Here is an 18,043-nt window from a genome sequence, read left to right on the forward strand (position 1 = left end):
GAAATTCCTGGACCGGACCGAAATTCGATACCTGCCGACCCGGGAATTCCACACCTGGCATTCATTCCCATACCCCGGGGTGGATTGCTCGCGCAATTGCAGGCCCTGACCGAAACGCCCGAGGGTGTCGTGGTGCTGATGTGTGCGCCCGTGGGGAGCGGAAAGACCGTCCTGCTGGTGCAATGGGCGGAAGCCCACGGCCGGGACCGGGTGGTGTGGCTGCGCGTGGACGAACGCGCTCCCGCCGGACAGCTCTGGCAAAGCCTGCGCGCCCGCCTCGGCGTCGCGGCGCCCGCGCACGGCCCGCTGAGCACACCGCTGGCCGACGCGACGCAACTCGCGGACGCGCTGGCCCGCGACCCGCGGCGGATTCTGCTGGTCATCGACGACGCCCACCTCATCACCGATCCGCTCACCCTGGCCGGATTCGAGCACTTCCTGCTGTCGGTGCCGCCGAGCGTCACGGTCGTCGTCTCCGCCCGCTACGAACCGCCCATCCGCTGGCATCCGCTCGAACTGGGCTCGCGGTTGCGGCGATGGGGCGCCGACCGGCTCGCGTTCACACCCGACGAGGTGGCGCGGCTGTGCCGCGATCAGGGCTGCTCGCTCGCCGACGATGAACTCGAACTGCTGATGGAGCTCACCCGCGGCTGGGCCGCGCTGGTGCGGATGGCCGCCATCTTCCTGTCCACCCGCTCCGAGCCCGCCGCGGCCGCGCTCACCGCGCTCGCGCGGCTCCCGGCGTCGATCTCCGATCTGCTGGCCGGGGAACTCATCGAAACTCTGTCGCCCGGCCTGCGGCTGTTCCTCACCCACACCAGCGTCCCGGCCGAGTTCACCGAACAGCTGGCCGACGATCTGATCGGCGGCGGCGCCGGACACTGGCTGCACGAGCTGGAGCGGTTGAACTATCCGCTCACCTCCGTGGTCCGCAAGGACCGGGAGTGGTTCGCCTACCACCCGATGCTGCGCGCCTACTTCCTCGCCGAACTGAACCGGCTCGGTCCGCAGCTCGCCGAGGAACTGCGATTGCGCACCTCGCTGCATCTGCAGTCCATCGGCGAACCGGCGGCGGCGCTGCCCCATGTGCTCGGCCTGCCGCGCTGGCCGCTGCTGGCCTTCCTCGGCGAGCATGCGCTCGGTCTGACCGTCGCCGGACACGGCACGGCGCTGTTCGACGCCGTGGCCGCGGCCGATCCGGCGCTGTCGGAGGATCCCTACCTGCTGTCGCTCCGCGTGGTCGACGCTCTGGTGCACGGTGACATTCCTGGTGCGCGTGCGCATTTCGACGCCTGCCGGAATCGCCGCGACGGACGTGAATCCTTCGCCACCGCCGATATGCGCACCGCGCTCACCGCCGCCGTCACCGCGGAATTGGCGGTCGTGGCGGGGATGCCGGTCGATGACGGCTGGGCGGAGTTGCCGCCCGGCACCGGGTACCCCGACCTGGACTGCTACGCCGCCATCGAGACCGGCACCGCGCTGCTCGTGCTCGGCGACCCGGTGGAGGGGGAGGATCGGCTGCGCCGCGGACTGGCCGTCGCCGAGGTGAACGCCTATCCGCAGTTGCGGGTGCGGGCGCTGACCCGGCTCGCGGTCTCGGCCGGTCTCGCGGGCGCGCTCACCACCATGCGCCGCCGCGCCGAGCACGCGCTGGACGTGGCGCGTGAACACCATCTGCTGGCGGCTCCGGAGACCGCGCAGGCGACGGCGCTGGTCGCGCTCGGGGCCTACCTGCAGGGCGATGCCATCGATATCGACTACGTGACGCGCATGCTCGCCGAACACACCCTGGTGGACGGGTCGGTGGGCGCGAACGGCGGCTGGCACGCCCACCTGATCGGCGCCCTGGTGTCCTTCGCCGCCGCCGAGGACAAGAGCGCCGCCGCCGAGCTGCTGCGCACCGGGCTGGTGCGGGTACTCGACGCCCATCCGGTTCCGGAAACGAGTGCGGGGCTGGTGCCCTTCGTGGTGTGGGCGTTGCTCCAGGTGCGGGAACCGTACGAGGCGCAGCTCGTGGTCGAACAGGCGCGGTCGGTGCTGGGCGAGGTGCCGGAGGTCCGCGTCGCGCGCGCGGCGCTGGCCGTCACCGCGCACCGCTCCCGCGCGGTCCTCGAACTGGTCGATCCATTGTGCGACGCGGCGACGCCGGTGCATCCGGTGCACCGGGTCACCGCGTGGCTGCTGTACGCGGTCGCGCACGACGAGCTGGGCGGCGCCGTCCAGGCCCGCGATGGGCTGGAGCACGCGCTGCGCCACGCCGCCGGCGAGCGCGTCTTCCGCCCCTTCCTGGACGTGCCCGGCGCACTCGGCCTGCTGGACCGATTCGACGGCAGCTTCGGGCATCTGGACGCCTACGCCGCGACCCTGCGCCGTCATCCCCTGATGCGCCGGCACACCGCGCATCCGGGCCTGACCGGTACCGAGTTGAAGGTGCTGCGGCAGCTGCCCTCGGGCCGGACCACTCAGCAGATCGCGGACGATCTCGGTGTGTCGATCAATACCGTGAAGACGCATCTGCGCGGCATCTACGCCAAACTCGGCAGCAATTCCCGGGTCGCGGTGCTGAGTGAGGCCCGGCGCAGCGGTCTGCTCTGAGTCGACGCGCCCGGTTGTCGACGCGCCCGGTTCACCCCTGGCGGATGAGGTGGCGTCGGCTGCGGCGAGCGCAGACTCGAATCACGTATGGCGGTAGCCGCCGTGACGGTGAGCGTCGACGGCGACGGGCTCGGGAGAGGAGGCGTGGCGACAATGCCGACCCGGTACCAGTTCGTGCTCGACGGTGAACTGTCCGAGCGTGCGCTGGCCGCCTTCCCCGAACTGTCCGCCGCACCGCGACGACACGGTACGACGACCCTGTTCGGCGCGGTCATCGACCCCACGGCGATGCGCGGAATCCTCGCCCGCATCGACAATCTCGGACTCACGCTGCTGGAGATGCGGCAACTACCGGACTAAGGAGCGTCCCATGGCTGTGCTGGCACCGGAAAGTCAACGGCGGACGCTGGACGAGTTGGTGGACCGGCTCGATCTGAGCAGTGGTGACACCGGACCCAAGCGCTCCGCGTTCTGGATCATGTTGACGCTGTCGAGCGTGATCGCGGTATCGGGTGTGGTCGGCGACTCCACCGCCACGGTGATCGGCGCGATGATCGTCGCGCCACTGTCGATTCCGATCCTGGGCGTCGCGCTGGGCATCGCCACCGGCCGGGGCGCGTTGATCGCGCGCAGCCTGGCGCTGGTGGTCGCGGGTGTCGCTCTGGTGGTCGCCATCGGTTTCGTGGTCGCCAAGATTCTGCCCAATCCGACCGATGTGCTGGCCAATTCCCAAGTGCTGGGCCGTACTTCACCGAAGCTCATGGATCTGACGGCGGCCCTGGCCACCGGCCTGGTCGGTGTGATCGCCATGATCCGCCGCGATGTCGGCGATGTGCTGCCGGGCGTGGCCATCGCCATTTCCCTGGTGCCGCCGCTCGGCGTGGTAGGGGTCTGTCTCGGTTCGCACGCACCGAGTTTGGCGCTGGGCGCGTTCGTGCTGTTCGCCTCGAATATGGTCGCCATGATCGTCACCGCCACCGTGGTGCTGGTCGCCACCGGCTACGCGCGCGAGGCCGGGGTGGGGGCCACCCGCCGGGGTCGCGCCTACGCGGTGCTGGCCGCCGCGCTGATCCTGGTGGCGGTGCCCATGGTGGTGAATTCGCTGTCCTCGCTGTGGGCCGACCGCATCGCGAACGCGGCGCGCGCCTGGCTCACCGGCGTGGACGGGGCGCAGGTCACGGAGGTGTCGCTGCAGAGCGATACCGCCACCATCCAGGTGCTGGCCCCCGACGAGCTGCCGCCGGTGAGCGAGCTCCAGGAGCGGGTGGATCGGCTGGTGCCGTGGAACCCGCGGGTGGTGATCGTGCACACCGTCGGCAGCCGCGTCGGCGATTGACCCCGGGTCACCTCGGCTTCCAGGTCGCCACGGCCCAGATGACCACCACGTCCAGCGCGACGATGAGCACGGACCACCACGGGTAGTACGGCAGCCACAGGAAGTTGGCCACGATCGACAGTGCCGCGAACCCGATCGCGGCCCCGCGCCCCCACGCGGTACCCATCATGAGCCCCACCGAGCACAGCATGAGCACCGCGCCCAGCACGATATGTATCCACCCCCACGAGGTGGTGTCGATCCGATAGACGTATTCGACGCCCACGACGAAGATCTCGTCGTCGATCACCGCCGCGATGCCCTGCAACAGCGACACCGTACCGACGGTCAACAGGAGAACCCCGGCGCCGATCGAGGTCACCGCGGCGACGCCGTGCCGAACCGAGTGCTGCTGAGACGCGACCGGCTGCTCCTGAGACGGGGAGGTCATGACGACTCCTTCCGAACGAATGATGCGTATCGGAGGTCATCCTCACCGTCGCGCCCGCGGCCCCGCATCATCCGATGCGGGTGAGGTCCGGCCGCGTCCCTCAGTCCCGGACGGTGATGGTGAGGCGGGGTTTGGCGGTGTCGGTGGGGTCGGCGACGCGCTCCCAGACGGCGTCGATCATGGGGGCGAGTAGGAGTTCGCCGAGTTGGCGGACCATGACCTCGACGATCTGGGTGGGTTCGCGGCGGGTGGTGGAGGCCAGGCCCGCCTCGCGTAGGCCCGTGATCTCGCGGCGGGTCAGGTCGACGAGGGATTCGAGCAGGCGCAGCTGGGTTTCGGCGGGTTCCAGCACGGCGCGGCGGACGTAGTTCACCACGGCGGGATTGTCGTGGAGCATTCGCCGGACCGCCTCGTCGCGGGCGGTGGCGACCTGGGCGGTGGTGCCGGTGGGCGGGACCGATGAGACCGCGGCGGCGAAGTAGTCGACGATCAGCTGGTCCACGGCCTCGATGAGACCGGCCTTGGTCTTGAAGTGGTGCTGCACCAGCCCGAGGGTGACACCGGCCTCGGCGGCGACCGCGCGCAGCGAGACCCGGGATTCGCCGTACTGAGCGAACAGGTCCATGGCGGCATTGCGGATGCGCGCCTTGGCGGTCAGGTCGTCGGCGGTGGCCCGTGGATTCAGCATCTGCCCTCGGTTCGTCGGATATCCCGAGCAGTCTACGGCGCGTATCAGCCACCGATACGGTAGACATGCAGGCTATACAATCGTATTGTCCGGCGTTGGTATCACCTCCCGCCCATCGGAAAGTAGAGAGCACAACGATGTCCGAACTCTTCCCCGACTACCGCCCCACCTGGGAAACCGATCAGCATCGCGAACTGCGCAAGCACGCGGCGGAGTTCTTCCGCAAGGAGATCGTGCCCAACCGCGAGCGCTGGAGCCGCGAGCACCAGGTGGACCGCGAATTCTGGAACAAGGCCGGGGACGCGGGCCTGCTCGGCCTCGACCTGCCCGAGGAATTCGGCGGCGCGGGCGGCGATTTCGGCCTGCAGGCGGTCGTGCAGGAGGAACTGGTCTACGCGCACGACAACGGCTTCGGCTTCTCGGTGCACTCGCCGATCGTGTCGCACTACATCTACAAGTACGGCAACGACGAGCAGCGCGCGAAGTGGCTGCCCGGCATCATCAGCGGCGACCTGGTGCTGGCCATCGCCATGACCGAGCCGGGGACCGGGTCCGACCTGCAGGCGGTGCGCACCACCGCCGTTCGCGAGGGCGACCACTACGTCGTCAACGGCTCCAAGACCTTCATCTCCAACGGCACCCACTGCGATCTGCTGGTGATCGTGGCCAAGACCGATCCCAGCCAGGGCGCGGCGGGCGTCTCGCTCATCGTCGCCGAGACCAAGGATCTGCCCGGCTTCGAACGTGGCCGTGTGTTGGAGAAGATGGGCCAGCACGCCCAGGACACCCGCGAACTGTTCTTCTCCGATATGCGGGTGCCGGTGGCGAATCTGCTGGGCGCACAGGAGGGTCTGGGCTTCTATCAGCTCATGGAGCAGCTCGCCCGCGAACGCCTCATCATCGCCAGCATCTGCTCGGCCCTGGCCGAGGCCGCGGTGCTGGAGGCGCTGCGGTACTCGCGCGAACGGGAGGCGTTCGGCCGCCCCATCGGCAAGTTCCAGCACAACGCCTTCACCCTCGCCGAGGCCAAGACCGAGGCACTGGCCATCAAGACCATGGTCGACCACGCCATCGCGCAGTACATCGACGGCAAGAACGACCCGGCCACGGCCTCCATGGCCAAACTCTTCGCCGCCGAGACCGCCGACAAGGTGGTCGACAAGTGCCTGCAGCTGTTCGGCGGCTACGGCTACATGATGGAATACCCCATCGCGAATATGTACACCGGTTCCCGCGTCAACCGCATCTACGGCGGCACCAGCGAGATCATGAAGGAGATCATCGGGCGTAGCTTGAAACTGTCCTGATCAGAGGCGGTTTCCCGGCTCAGGAAGCGGCGGCGCTCCCGTCTGGCTCCCGTCTCGGGTGTGAAATTCGATCGTTTCAACGGGTACTCCTCGGGGGGATCCCTTTCCGGGCGGGTGAAGACGGACTCGATCGCGGTTCGGGTGTGGGCGTCCTGATCGGGCCACAGATGCGTGTAAAGCTACAATGTGGTCTCGGCGTCGGCGTGCCCCAATCGGACTTGAACGGTCTTGACCGAGGCGCCGTTCTGGATGAGCGCTGACGCGTAGAAGTGACGCAGATCGTGCCACGTGAAGCAGGTCGGCACTTTCGCCTGCTTGGAAACTGCGCGAAAGCGCTCGCCCATCCCGTCCGCACACCATGGATTCCCCGCTTGGTTCGGAATACGAGGTCGTGCCGCTCCCTCTGCACTGTGGCCAGGAACGCACTGAGTGCTTCGTGAGCGTCCGCAGGAAGCGGGATCGTCCGTTTGCTTGTACGCGTCTTCAGTCGAGCCGTGGGAGGCTTTCCGTGAAAGTGGTTGGCCTGCTGTACGACATGAATCTCTCGGCGCAGGAAAGCGACGTCGCGCACACGCAAGCCGGCGACTTCACTCGGACGTAACCCGGTTTGCAACCGAGACCAGCATCATGCATCCGGTCTGTTTGTTCGTCTTGCCGATGAGCGCCCACACCTGGTCGACGGTGAGCAACTGGGTCACGGATTTCGTGCCGTCGGTTTGGCTCCTCGGCGGTGAAGTCACGGTTCACCAGATCCTTGGCGATCTGATCGGGTTTTGCGTGCTTCCATCTGGGCTGGCCGATCGCGCCGCCCAGCCCAGCGCGTTGCATCAACATCTCGACCACACCGTGCCCGACAACGATGCCGCGGCCCAGTCGTAGTTCGCCGTGAACTCGCCGGCTGCCGTAGGCACCGCGAGTGCCCTGATAGACTTCCCGGATCAGGTCGGTCAGCCAGGCGTGCCGGATCGACCGCTGCGACGGCGGTCGCGAACGCCAGTCGTAGAAGCCGGATTCGGAGACTTCCAGTACGCGGCACGCGATCTGGATCGACAGTCCTTCCTCAGCCATCGCCGCGATCGCGGCGTATCGGTCTTTTGGGCGCACCGCCCCCTTCAACGGCTCGGTCGCGCGCCGGTGCACCGCCAGCTCGGCCTCCAGCTGAGCGATGCGCCGCTTCGCCGCGGCCAGCTCGGCCTTCTCGACGCTGGACAGCCCCGACTCCAGGCCGCGGTCGATCCGGTCTTGACGCCGCCACGTGTAGATCACTGATCGCGAGATCGCGCGCGACGTCAGCGACCGCACGCCCGGCCTCGACCCGATCCAGGACCTTACGCCGAACTCCGGCGGATACCCGTGCCGTCCCATCCCACTCCTTCACATCGGGGTGGCACAAGAATCTAGCAACGCAACTTCGGAAGAGCCGGGGAAGACCAGACAACGTCAGACTACATCGCGAACGCGCGGCGGTGCCCACCGGACGCCCAGTCCGCTTTCGCCACCTCCATACCTTCCTCAGAGGCTGTCGCCGCCGGCGTAACATCCGAATCGTGAGTGACGGGCCGATGACCTGACGCTTGAGGTCATGCGCGGCCTTGAGATCGATCGGCAGTGGAGGCAGGTATTCGAACCGACCAATATCGATGGGATCGCACGCGCTCGATCCGCGGGCCGACGGGCAGGCAGAGCCTTGAAGATGAGAGTCGTACCAAACCAATCCTCGACGCCGAAGCGCGATCTGATGGCTGGAGAATGGGTGGCCGTGTTCGAGGGGGCGGGCGATGGCTTCGGCGCCGTCGGCCTTGGACATCGGGATGTTTGCGCGATGGGAGCAGTTCGGTTGTGGGTTCGACCTCGCCGGAGCGATAGCCGTGCATCCGGTACAGCTGCGGAGACCCATTCCCAGCGATTGGGTGGCGAACCAGAACTGGAAGCTGGCCACGGTCGAACCCTCGGTGCCATCAGTGTTCCCACCAGGAAGTCGCCGAGTGAGTCGGCGGCACCGATCGGGCCTTGATCGATAGTCTTCGTTTGCCTCACGGTCGACGAAATACCTGCCAGCCGAACGCCTTTCGCGAATCGAACCAGTCCGTGAGGATTACCTGGGCCCGAACACCGAACTGCGAAACCCACCGCGCGCTGGACGCGCAGGTCCTGTTCGAACGGCAACGGGTGGACCGTATGCCCGCCGAAAGCCCGCTGGTGCCAACCGGTCGTCCGTCGAGCCTCCTAACCAGCGCCTGACTCTCGAACTCTAGGGCTCGGACCGGTCACACCGGCTTCGATAGGGCCTCGACACAGTCACGGCCGCCATGATCGCCGATCGCCCGCGAAGTTGGCATCGACTCGGCAGCCGAAACATTGAGCCTTCGGTGCATTGTGCGCAAAGTGGCCGATGAGTAGCCTGTATCCATCGCAGGACGATGGGCTGAGGGGAGGCGTTAGCGCGGTGAGTCCAACCTGCTTCCTCAGTTATTCGTGGGACAGCCAACAGCACAAGGACTGGGTGAAGCAACTCGCCGCCGATCTTGTGAAGCGCGAGATCGATGTAAGGTTCGACGGTTTCGTTGATGCAGGCACAAGTATCACCCAGTTCATGGAGGCGTCGGTCCGGGACAGCGACTTCGTCGTGTTGGTCTGTACGCCTAGCTTTGCGAAGAAGGCCGACGCCAGGACAGGAGGCACTGGGTACGAGGCGCAGATCGTGTCCACCGAAATCTTCTATGGATGCGATCAACGGAAGTTCATTCCGATTCTCCGCAGCGGATCCTCTCATGACGCGATGCCTACATATTTGCGCGGGAAGTTGTCGATCGACTTTCGAACCGTAGAATCATACAATGCTGGAATCGAGTCGCTCGTGAGCCATATTCAAGGCGAACTGCGACGTGCTTCACCAGGTGAAGTCCGCCCCCGTCCTCATGGCGTCACTCCTGCGCCGCGACCTAAATCCGGCGGAACAGTAATCGATGTCGACGACTCCTCGTTTCGCCGCACTATCTCGTCGCTCGAAGGCAATCGGGTGAAACTTGTAAATTTTCGAGCGGATTGGTGTGGACCCTGCAAGATGGTCGCACCTGTCCTCGAGAATATTGCGAGTGAGTACGGGGAATCGGTCGATGTTATTCAAATTGATGTGGACAATTCGCCAGCCATCGCGGGCGAATATAATATCCGCGCCATTCCAACAATGATTGCTTTCCGAAACGGCCAAGCTCGGAACAAGCTCGTTGGAGCGAAGGGCAAGGCAGCGCTGCTCCGGGAGCTCCAGCCACTCATTAGCGAAGTGGACGAGGTCAGGGCAGTCGAACAGGACAGCATCGCCCTGACCTTCCATCGCGGGAAGATCAGAGTTGTCAAGATAAGACCTGATGGCACCTACAGTTACATCGATGAAACAGATCAGAGGCTCGGCCTGGTCTATGTGAACACCGTAGCAGCCGAACACGAACGTAAAGTAACGGCCCAGTTCGAAGAGCTTCTCAATGATGCCTACCTATCACGAAAGGAGCTGGTTCGCTTCTTGGAAGCGAACCCCCAGCTCATACTTGAGCGCGGATATTCCGCCGCCCATTCTCAGATACTGTTACGTCATGAGACTGGGAATCTCGCTCCCAATTTCTTGCTGCAGCCGATTGCCGGAGAACTGTGCGACCTGCTCGAAGTGGAACCGCCGCAGCACGAGATCGCCACGATCGTCAACGGTGTGACGATGCTCAGCGAGGTCGTCATAGAGGCGGTGGCCCGAATTCGCGCCTACCGAGACTATTTCGAGGAAGAGCGCAATCGGCTCCGCATCCAGGACGATCACGGTCTGACTGTCTTCAGACCGAAGATGTTTGTCATTATTGGTCGATCCCGCCTGCTGGACCCGTTGGCCCGTCGCCGTCTGGAGAGCACGCTCGGCGACATTTCACTGCGTACCTGGGACGAGGTACTTGCGATTACCAGACGTCGCCTCGCCCCATGAGGCCACACGGGAACGATGCCACCGCATGATCGACACCGCACAGCGCGTCTTCCCAGCAGCAACTCACCCAGATGCCGTTGCACTACTTGCTACTGCCCACAGACTTTCGTGTCATCGTGATCGGGCAGGTGCTCGGCGCGCTGTTCAGCGGTGAGGACCGTTCCGGCCTGCTCGCATACTCTCTCTATCGAATCGTGCGCAAGGTAGCCCATATCCCAAAGCCGTGCGGTGCCATCGAAGCTTGCGGTTACCAGCTGGGCGCCATGGACGGCCATAGCGTAGATAGCGCTGCCATGACCGACTATCGCCGGGCCGAGTTGCAGTCGTGTTTCGCGGTCCCAGATACGCAGGGCACCCGCACTGTCGGCTGTGATGAACGTATCGCCAGGCCCGGACTCGACCGCGTAGATGAATCCCTCCGCGCCGACCATCCGTTTGCCGATTTCTTCGCTGGTGTCGGTATTCCAAACAGCAGCGGTGCGGTCCACGCTGCCCGTGACAAGAGTTCCATCCGCTCCGAATGCCAGACCCCACACCGCGTAGAAGTGGCCACGTTTCGACCAGAGTTCCATGCCTGAGGCAGAGTCCCACATCTTGATGTTGCCGTTGCGGTCCCCGGTGGCCATCCGTCCTTCTGGCCCGAACGCGATCGACACCACGTTGTTGGTGTGCCCCTTGAGAGTCGGCCCGTGTTGAGTGCGCGCGGCAATGTCCCAGAGCTTGACCGTCCCGTCATGGCCCCCAGTCGCGAGAATATCTCCAGGGCCAAAAGCGACCGCAAAAACGCCCTCCTGGTCGGTGTCCCATTGGGCGTCGCGACGTGTGATCGTATTCGCATCCCACAACTGTGCGGTTCCGCCGAAACTCCCAGTGACGAGGACGTTGTTCGAGATGGCAAGGGCGCTGACCGATCCTTGACCGGTATCGATCGGCTCGGCGGTCGATCGCCCGGACTTAGCGTTCCACAACCGGAGATCGCCGTCCTCACCTGCAGTGACAATCTGCCCACCAGGCGTGAAATCGGCAGCCATCACATCTCCTTCATGGCCAATCAAAGGCAAACCGGTCGGTCCGGTGGTTGTGGCATCCCATACTCGGACAGTGCCGTCGCTGCCGCCCGAGTAGAGAAGCCCGTCAGGCGCAAACGCCAGACCCGGCACCTGGAAGCGATGTCCCGTCAGCGGTTCTCCCCGCTTGTCTCCGGTGATCACATCCCACAGACGTACCGTGCTGTCGTCGCCGGACGATGCCAGCAGCCCGTTCTTCCCGAAGGCGAGTGCCATCGGAAGCCGTCCGGCCGCACCTGAATGCCCCGTGAGATCCGAGCCCGAGGACTCCCCGGTTCTCGCATGCCAGAAGCGGATTCGGCCATCGCTGTCACCGGTCGCGAGCAGGTCACCTGGGCCGAATGCCAGGCTATGGATCCATTCCGCCCCGACATTGACCGGCTCGCCCACCTGGCGGCCCGATATCGGATCCCACACCGTGAAGGTTCCATCGGCCAGACCAATCGCAAGCAACCCATTGTCGGAAAACACTGCGGAGGTTACGGGAGGATTGTCGTCCCCGGACTCTCGCAGTACGCCGCGCGAGTCACCGGTGGCGATATCCCACAGTCGAATACCTCCGCTGAGGTCACCCGACGCCACGATCCCTGACGCGCTGACAGCGACAGTCTCTATGTCGCGCTGGTGCCCGGTCAGCGTGAACACCGGTCGGCTGAGGTCGGAAGCATCCCAGATCCGAACAGTACTGTCGGTCCCGCCCGTTGCAAATCGGTCCGCACCGGCAGACACCGCCAGCACGCTACCGCCGCGATGTGCGTCCGGCGTTTCCCGAAGTAGGTGATGGGTGGCTGTATCCCAGACCTTCACCGAGCCGTCGATACCGCCCGTGATGAACTCGTCGCCCCCTGTAGTGAAGGCGATTTCGCTGACACCGCGGGTGTGAGCCTGGATCACCTGCAATTGAGGATTCATCATCGCGTCCCGAACCGCCGCGCTCGCGCTCGCGTGTTGGCTCTCCGGAGCGATTTCGCTTGCGGCCACAGCCAGTAGCCGGGACAGTGCAGGTTGCTCGTCGGCCACGCTGCGTGACTCCGCAATCAACTGACGTGTGCTGGCGAGATCTCGCTGTTGGCGGGCCTCGTTCCGCTGCAGCAGAAACGCGGCGCCCGCCAGGAGTGAGATCACCAGCAAACCGACTAGTCCAGCAATCGCGGCATTGCGCAATCGGATAACGACCCGGTGCTGGCGGACATCCTCGCTGTCGAGTAGCGATTTATCCTGCCCACGGGGCTTGGATGCCAACGACGCGACAGCGCTGCGAAATTCGGAGTGGCGCAGCGAGAGTTGATCAACGCTGCGGGCAAACCTCAGATCTTCCCAGAGTGGCTCACGTGGAAAGTACCGGCTCAACTGCGGCGGCAACGCGTTCGTCTCGTTCCACGCGAAATCGCAAGCGGTTTCGTCCCAGACAATTTCACCGTCGGTGATAGCGAGAAGTAGCGTGTCGGGCGTTTTGTTCTGTTGCCAGTACGCAATCTCCCGCCGGACCCAGACCGAGGCTGCGGATTCAGGCGAGCTCAGCAGCAGAAAATATCTTGACCGCTCCAGGGCGGAGAGAATCTCAGCGGTGAGATCGAATGCCGCGGAGAGGTCGGACTTGTCGCGAAACACATTGAGAGCCCGAGGCTTGTTCCACGGCTTCGCAATTCTCGCCAAACTCCGTTGAACTGCTGGCGCTAGCAAACTGTCGCTGGCATGGCTGTAAGAAATGAACACATCGATGGTCTGCCTCGATCCCGGATGGCCAGTGGGACCAGTCGGTCTGTCACGTTTGTCGAGATTGCTCGCGTCCGTCGTCCGGGCGCTCAGGTCTTGGTTTGCTCGTATTGGGTTGTTCTCGCCCACCACACTGATCAGGGTATCTCAGATATCGAATTATGATTGGCGAATCGCAACGAGGAAAGTGTACCGGCTATATGATCTTGTGTGCCGCCGAAGCCACTTCGGCTGACTGTTCACAACAAACTGGACAGAAGGAAGTTTCAGGATTGAGTGAATGTCCTGAATCGATTGCGTGCGATCAGGTACCGAAGTAATTGACTCGACTGTCCAGTCGATTACGTCACCCGTTGGGAAGCACGCAATTGTGCTGCCGTTCGGTGGATCGCTTTGAGAAAGGGAGAGTCCTCGGCCTGCACGGATGGCGCAAGTTCGTCGTACGGCACCAGGGCGACATGCTCGGGGTTCAGCGCCTGCATCCACGCAGTCCACGCATCATGGACATCCTCGGCCGTGGTCGATTCGCCCTTGGCTCTGGTAAGAACCGCGTAGAGGACGAACAACGGTTCTGCACCATCTGGGGGCGTGGCATCGTTTGGGAGGTTGTCTCGGATCTGACTCGCAATCTCGTCAAGATAGGTCATCCTCGAAGTCTCCCTATGAAGAGCAGGACGTGCACCACCATGAACACAAACGGGACACGGCGTTCGCTGACACCCAACTCAGCGTAGCGTGCACGCCACGAGCGTACTGGGTCGCGCTTGAGAGCCGTCCATTCGTCTGTGAAGACCTGTACGGGCAACTGTTCTTCGATCTTGTTGATCACCTCGAACTTCGCGCGGTTGAGGTCGCGATAGCTCTTGAGTTGTAGCCACCACGTCGCAGACAGTGCGATCCCGGCGAGGACGACAGCGATCGAGGCCCATAACGACTTCGTGAGACGAGGGTCGGTGAGCCCGAGTAAGGCGACGAACGCAGTCTGCATCGACAGGAAGAATGAGTTCGCTGTACCTCGTCGTGCGGAAACACGGTCGGCCATCTCGACGGCCAACTTGTAGAGATCAATCACCTGCGCCGAGGGCGCGGGTTCCGGAGGTTGGGTCATCTGGCTCCACCGATGAGCAATTTGAGATTGGGCCAGGTCCAGTCGTACATCTTGTCGCCGGCTGTCGAGGTGGTCGGTTTGGTGCACACCTTTGTGCCATAACCCCGCAGCAGGAAGTAGCCGATAGATTCCTCCCGTGCGATCTCCAGCTCGATCGCGACACCCTTTGCGGTGTGGGTGTTCTCGCCACACATGACCACGACGATGTCGCAGGCTCGGATCCGTTGACGTGCTTTGGTCTGCCAGTCATGGGAAGGTTCTTTGATCGACCAGTCCTGTACGTCGAACGGTGAGTCAGGCTTCCGAGCCTGTTCGATCAGGGCTTCTTTCAGGAACATGTCGTAGTCGTAGTCAAAGCTGACGAACACACGCTTGGCCATCCAATCCCCTTGAGCATCAGTGCAACTCACGAGCCAGTGTCGAGGTCGGTATCGTCAAATCGCCTCTAGTCGTTACGGAAGATCTCGGAGGATCCTGCTCCACGCGGCCATCTGTTCGTCGCCGATCTCCAACGGGTCCTGCAAGCGCTGCAGGCCTTGGACGATGCTTTCTACTTCGGCTGCGGTCGGCTTGTAGGCGCGAACCGCAGTGAGGTGAACCTGCGCTGCCATCAGATCACCGCTGACGACGGCAGCGGTGGCGGCCGTGGCTTCGGTCCAGAGGTTCCGTTCAGCGATCCGGTTGATGATCTCGAGCGCTTTCCCGTACGCACTTACTGCCTCCGTCTTATGGCCGAGTTGCAGCTCCGACATCCCGAGTAGATCAGCGAGGTAGTAAGAGTTCGGGTTCTTGGCGAAAGCTGTCTCATAGACATCCCGGGCCTCGGGTATGCGGTCTTCGCCCTGCTCTCTGAGCCATCGACCTTTGAGCGCTGCGCATTCCACATTCGTCGCGAAGGCGTCTGGTGCCAGCCCGGAGATGCTCTGGAGGATCTTGTCCGCATCCCTGTAGTTACGGTCGGCCAAGTAGGTCTGGCCGAGGGAACGCAGGACGAACAAGTCCCGCGGCGAGAGCTTGCGCGCCAACTCGAACTGCTCGGCTGCCTTCCGATAGCTCTTGGTGGCCAGATACAGTTCCGCAAGTCTTCGATGAAGGCGGATATCGATAGGACTTTGCTCGATACCGGGCCCTTGGCCGAACGCGACGAGCAGCCATTCGTGAAGCTGTTTGACCTCCGAGGACCTACCACTAGCTCCCAGAACATCAAGTCGCTCACACCATTCACTGACGATCGGTTCACTCGGCGTCAGCGGAGCGGTCCGCAGTGCCTCGGCCACCGTGTCGAGCCAGCGCGCCGCGGCGGCGTCGACGCTTTGAGCGGCCCTGATCGTTGCAGTCCTGTCACTGCTGAACTGCTCTACGAATTCATTGAGTAGGAGCTTCACGTCAGAAAGGGAGTCACCACGTGCGATGTGAGCATGGCTGTTCGCGAGCGGAGACGGCACATCGTTCATGCCGACCTGGAAGGTGATCGGGCGAACGTTGCGCAGTCGAGACTCCGGAGCAGTCAGCACAGCCCCGTAGACGGCGCCGGCCTCCCAAAGCACCCACGGTTTGCGTACCGAAGTCGGTGTCAGCAGCACGAGAGTCACCGTTGCGGTTCGAACATGCTTGGCGATCCATTGGAACCAGTCCTCACCAAACTTGACGCCACTGCCCAGTTCGCGACTCGTCGAATACACGACTGCGACGGCGCCGACGCCAAACAATGCCTTGACCGCATCGTGCACAGCATCGGCGATCGCCTTGTCGGACTCCGTGTGGCTGATGAAGATCACGGGCTTGTCCGACCCTGCGTCTGCGCTCATTCCAGATCCATACTCTCGCCGGTCACGCGGTGAACTTACAGCCGACCACAGTCCTCACCGCAGAATGGTAGTTCGACCAGAATTGGTTGGCGACCAAATAGTCCGATATCGACTGACCGGTCTAATAGTTGTGGCGCTGCTCGAAAGATTTTGCCCGATCGCGTTGTAGCGCACGCGGGATCCGCTAGGTGTATAGACCTCATGATCTCGCCGCATCCGACACGCGGAATTGGCTCAATAGCCGAATCGCGGTTCGGACGCCGGATCCAGTTGGGCCGCAACTAGTTTGGATGGCACGCGGCCGGTGCATGGCAATTGACGGGGGAAGCCCAGCGCCACATCGGGTTCGCGCGTAAGCATATCTGGGCTTCGAACCCGGCTTGGCCGATGCTCGACGCAAACCTGGCGGCTGCAGAGTGACTCAATAGAACCTGCCTACCCGGGTAGACGTGGCCAAGGACTTCGATCAGTCGGCTCGATGGCGCATGAGTTCGTCCGCTGCACTCCTGAGCGGGGACATGTCGACGCCTAACGCTGACAACGCAGCAGTCGCCTCGTGGTCATTGGCAAGCAGTGCCACGAGCAGGTGTTCCGCTGCCACTTCATTGGCGTTGCTCGCGTCGGCCAGTTCGATGGCCTGTGTGATGGCTCGACGCGCATGGGCACTCACGCCGCTCAGCGCCAACGGGTCGTCGGTGTGGGACGCAACGGGTGTCAGCACTGAATCGCGCACATCTAGCCCGATGAACTCTGCGATCGAACCGTGCTCCGGGGGCAGCATGATCCCGCGGACGATCTGCTGACTCATAACGATCGTGGCCCCGAACGACACCCAGTCCCGCCGGTCGGAGACGTAGAAGCACGGTTGCCCTTCTTCGTCGACACCGATCGCAGTCACCGTCCGCAGCAACACGCCAAGCCAGGAGCCGGTCTCCTTCTCCTGCTCCACCTCCTCAAAATCGATCCCGAGTTGGCTCAGTACACGGTGTAGGCGATTCCAGGCCTGCGATTCGTCGACCGGCGGCAGTAGGACCGTCGCCTTCTGCACGAGTCCCCACTTACGCAGATGGGTGAGCTCCCACTTCAATCCATCGGTAACTCCGGCGACGAGCACGATGCTGTCGACGCGTTTCGCGGTTTCCTCGACCGCTGACTGCCATTCGTCGTCTGCGACGTAGGTTCGCACTGCGCCGAGCTCGGGCAGCGGCTCGCGGGGCTTGCCGATCGCGATGAGCGGCGACTCGCCCGCCACGAGAGCGGCTAGGAGCTCCTCGAACCTAACGGTCAGGCCGCCGAACACGCCGATAATGCCCACAGTCGGGTTAGGCGCGCGGAACCTCATCGCGTCGTCATTGAACGAGCGGAGGAACAAAGTGTCTTCATAGGTGGCGTCCCGCCCGAACCGCGCGGGGATGCCCGCAGCCAGGGTGCGCTTCGCGGTACTTGTCGTAAGTCCCGCTACGACGAGCAATGCAAGTCCCGACGCCAGCGGTATCGCCGACTGCCACAGGCTGGCACCGGAATTGGAGAGCCGTGCGGCCCACCAGATCGTCGTAGCGCTGGCGAATAGCGAACCCAAACCGATCACCGCGTAGATACCACCCCGAACGGCGGTACCGACTTTGCCGGACTGAATGCTATTCGTGATCTGACCGACCACAAGGTGGGGACTGAGCTGCGGCAAGAGGAACGACCACAGCACCAGCGAACTCAGCCACCATGACGTCCCTCGGCTCAGCAGAACCACAGCCATCGCAACCAACACGGCGGGCAAGGCCACCGATCGGACTACCGCAAGACGGCGGACCTTGCCCATGGCTGGGTGGTCGACAGGCCGGATCCGGACACCTGCGGCCTCGGCGTGAGCGAACGCGACGTAGTGCTGGATGCCCCACTTGTGCGTCCATCGTCGTAGCCTGAAGTCGGGCGACCTCAAGTACGACACCACGTTGACCAGCACCGCGAGCGCGGCGAGCGTTACGACAATGAGCACTGTGTCACCTACATATTGATCCCGG

The 18,043-nt window shown here is 63.7% G+C and carries 14 protein-coding genes and 1 pseudogene; 5 read left to right on the forward strand and 10 right to left on the reverse strand.

Features of this window, described 5'->3' with window-relative positions; all coding sequences use genetic code 11:
- The first annotated feature begins 84 nt into the window (after positions 1-84).
- From FOH10_RS10980 to FOH10_RS10990, 3 genes are all read left to right on the forward strand, one after another.
- On the forward strand, positions 85-2,598 hold the full coding sequence (locus FOH10_RS10980) for a winged helix-turn-helix domain-containing protein (RefSeq protein ID WP_143980636.1): 2,514 nt from the start codon (positions 85-87) through the stop codon (positions 2,596-2,598).
- Positions 2,599-2,751: 153 nt separating this feature from the next.
- A complete protein-coding gene (locus tag FOH10_RS10985; RefSeq protein WP_039813945.1) occupies positions 2,752-2,958 on the forward strand; it encodes a hypothetical protein in 207 nt (68 codons plus the stop codon).
- A gap of 10 nt (positions 2,959-2,968) precedes the next feature.
- A complete protein-coding gene (locus FOH10_RS10990) occupies positions 2,969-3,934 on the forward strand; it encodes a DUF389 domain-containing protein (RefSeq protein ID WP_143980637.1) in 966 nt (321 codons plus the stop codon).
- A gap of 7 nt (positions 3,935-3,941) precedes the next feature.
- On the opposite strand, the gene FOH10_RS10995 is transcribed toward FOH10_RS10990, so the two are convergent.
- Both FOH10_RS10995 and FOH10_RS11000 read right to left on the reverse strand, forming a co-directional pair.
- Positions 3,942-4,364 (reverse strand): DUF7144 family membrane protein, encoded by a 423-nt coding sequence (locus tag FOH10_RS10995; RefSeq protein ID WP_143980638.1) that lies wholly within the window; start codon positions 4,362-4,364, stop codon positions 3,942-3,944.
- A 100-nt stretch (positions 4,365-4,464) separates the two neighbouring features.
- Positions 4,465-5,052 carry a TetR/AcrR family transcriptional regulator gene (locus FOH10_RS11000; protein WP_029932297.1) on the reverse strand — a complete coding sequence of 196 codons (588 nt, stop codon included), beginning with the start codon at positions 5,050-5,052 and terminating at the stop codon, positions 4,465-4,467.
- A gap of 137 nt (positions 5,053-5,189) precedes the next feature.
- Here FOH10_RS11000 and FOH10_RS11005 point away from each other — a divergent pair, with 137 nt between their 5' ends.
- On the forward strand, positions 5,190-6,359 hold the full coding sequence (locus FOH10_RS11005; protein WP_143980639.1) for an acyl-CoA dehydrogenase family protein: 1,170 nt from the start codon (positions 5,190-5,192) through the stop codon (positions 6,357-6,359).
- A 179-nt stretch (positions 6,360-6,538) separates the two neighbouring features.
- On the opposite strand, the pseudogene FOH10_RS36260 reads toward FOH10_RS11005, so the two are convergent.
- Positions 6,539-6,930: pseudogene (locus tag FOH10_RS36260) on the reverse strand (tyrosine-type recombinase/integrase).
- Positions 6,843-7,724, reverse strand: coding sequence for an IS3 family transposase (locus FOH10_RS11020; RefSeq protein ID WP_143980641.1), 882 nt, complete (start codon positions 7,722-7,724; stop codon positions 6,843-6,845). Before FOH10_RS11020 ends, FOH10_RS36260 begins: the two are co-directional and overlap by 88 nt.
- Before the next feature lie 1,138 nt (positions 7,725-8,862).
- Here FOH10_RS11020 and trxA point away from each other — a divergent pair.
- Positions 8,863-10,326, forward strand: coding sequence for a thioredoxin (gene trxA, locus FOH10_RS36135; RefSeq protein WP_342355921.1), 1,464 nt, complete (start codon positions 8,863-8,865; stop codon positions 10,324-10,326).
- Positions 10,327-10,415: 89 nt separating this feature from the next.
- Here trxA and FOH10_RS11035 read toward each other — a convergent pair whose 3' ends face one another.
- From FOH10_RS11035 to FOH10_RS11060, 6 genes are all read right to left on the reverse strand, one after another.
- Entirely contained in the window at positions 10,416-13,241 is a 2,826-nt protein-coding gene (locus FOH10_RS11035) for a TIR domain-containing protein (protein ID WP_143980643.1), read from the reverse strand.
- A gap of 209 nt (positions 13,242-13,450) precedes the next feature.
- A complete protein-coding gene (locus tag FOH10_RS11040) occupies positions 13,451-13,756 on the reverse strand; it encodes a DUF7701 domain-containing protein (protein WP_143980644.1) in 306 nt (101 codons plus the stop codon).
- Positions 13,753-14,217: a RipA family octameric membrane protein gene (locus FOH10_RS11045; protein ID WP_143980645.1), complete on the reverse strand. Its 465-nt coding sequence runs from the start codon at positions 14,215-14,217 to the stop codon at positions 13,753-13,755. The genes FOH10_RS11040 and FOH10_RS11045 overlap by 4 nt, the downstream gene beginning before the upstream one ends.
- A complete protein-coding gene (locus FOH10_RS11050; protein ID WP_143980646.1) occupies positions 14,214-14,597 on the reverse strand; it encodes a TIR domain-containing protein in 384 nt (127 codons plus the stop codon). The genes FOH10_RS11045 and FOH10_RS11050 overlap by 4 nt, the downstream gene beginning before the upstream one ends.
- A 72-nt stretch (positions 14,598-14,669) precedes the next feature.
- Positions 14,670-16,025, reverse strand: a complete 1,356-nt coding sequence (locus tag FOH10_RS11055) for a toll/interleukin-1 receptor domain-containing protein (RefSeq protein ID WP_143980647.1) — start codon at positions 16,023-16,025, stop codon at positions 14,670-14,672.
- 466 nt (positions 16,026-16,491) lie between these two features.
- Positions 16,492-18,018 (reverse strand): Clp protease N-terminal domain-containing protein, encoded by a 1,527-nt coding sequence (locus tag FOH10_RS11060; RefSeq protein WP_143980648.1) that lies wholly within the window; start codon positions 18,016-18,018, stop codon positions 16,492-16,494.
- Positions 18,019-18,043: the final 25 nt, after the last annotated feature.

The organism is Nocardia otitidiscaviarum, assembly GCF_007362295.1.
Classification (GTDB): Bacteria; Actinomycetota; Actinomycetes; order Mycobacteriales; family Mycobacteriaceae; genus Nocardia; species Nocardia otitidiscaviarum.

What these genes read in the sequence shown, in the direction of transcription:
- FOH10_RS10985 (WP_039813945.1), top strand. Translation starts at nt 2,752, where the DNA reads ATGCCGACCCGGTACCAGTTCGTGCTCGACGGTGAACTGTCCGAGCGT.
- FOH10_RS10990 (WP_143980637.1), top strand. Translation starts at nt 2,969, where the DNA reads ATGGCTGTGCTGGCACCGGAAAGTCAACGGCGGACGCTGGACGAGTTG.
- FOH10_RS10995 (WP_143980638.1), bottom strand. Translation starts at nt 4,364, where the DNA reads ATGACCTCCCCGTCTCAGGAGCAGCCGGTCGCGTCTCAGCAGCACTCG.
- FOH10_RS11000 (WP_029932297.1), bottom strand. Translation starts at nt 5,052, where the DNA reads ATGCTGAATCCACGGGCCACCGCCGACGACCTGACCGCCAAGGCGCGC.
- FOH10_RS11005 (WP_143980639.1), top strand. Translation starts at nt 5,190, where the DNA reads ATGTCCGAACTCTTCCCCGACTACCGCCCCACCTGGGAAACCGATCAG.
- FOH10_RS11020 (WP_143980641.1), bottom strand. Translation starts at nt 7,724, where the DNA reads ATGGGACGGCACGGGTATCCGCCGGAGTTCGGCGTAAGGTCCTGGATC.
- FOH10_RS11040 (WP_143980644.1), bottom strand. Translation starts at nt 13,756, where the DNA reads ATGACCTATCTTGACGAGATTGCGAGTCAGATCCGAGACAACCTCCCA.
- FOH10_RS11045 (WP_143980645.1), bottom strand. Translation starts at nt 14,217, where the DNA reads ATGACCCAACCTCCGGAACCCGCGCCCTCGGCGCAGGTGATTGATCTC.
- FOH10_RS11050 (WP_143980646.1), bottom strand. Translation starts at nt 14,597, where the DNA reads ATGGCCAAGCGTGTGTTCGTCAGCTTTGACTACGACTACGACATGTTC.
- FOH10_RS11055 (WP_143980647.1), bottom strand. Translation starts at nt 16,025, where the DNA reads ATGAGCGCAGACGCAGGGTCGGACAAGCCCGTGATCTTCATCAGCCAC.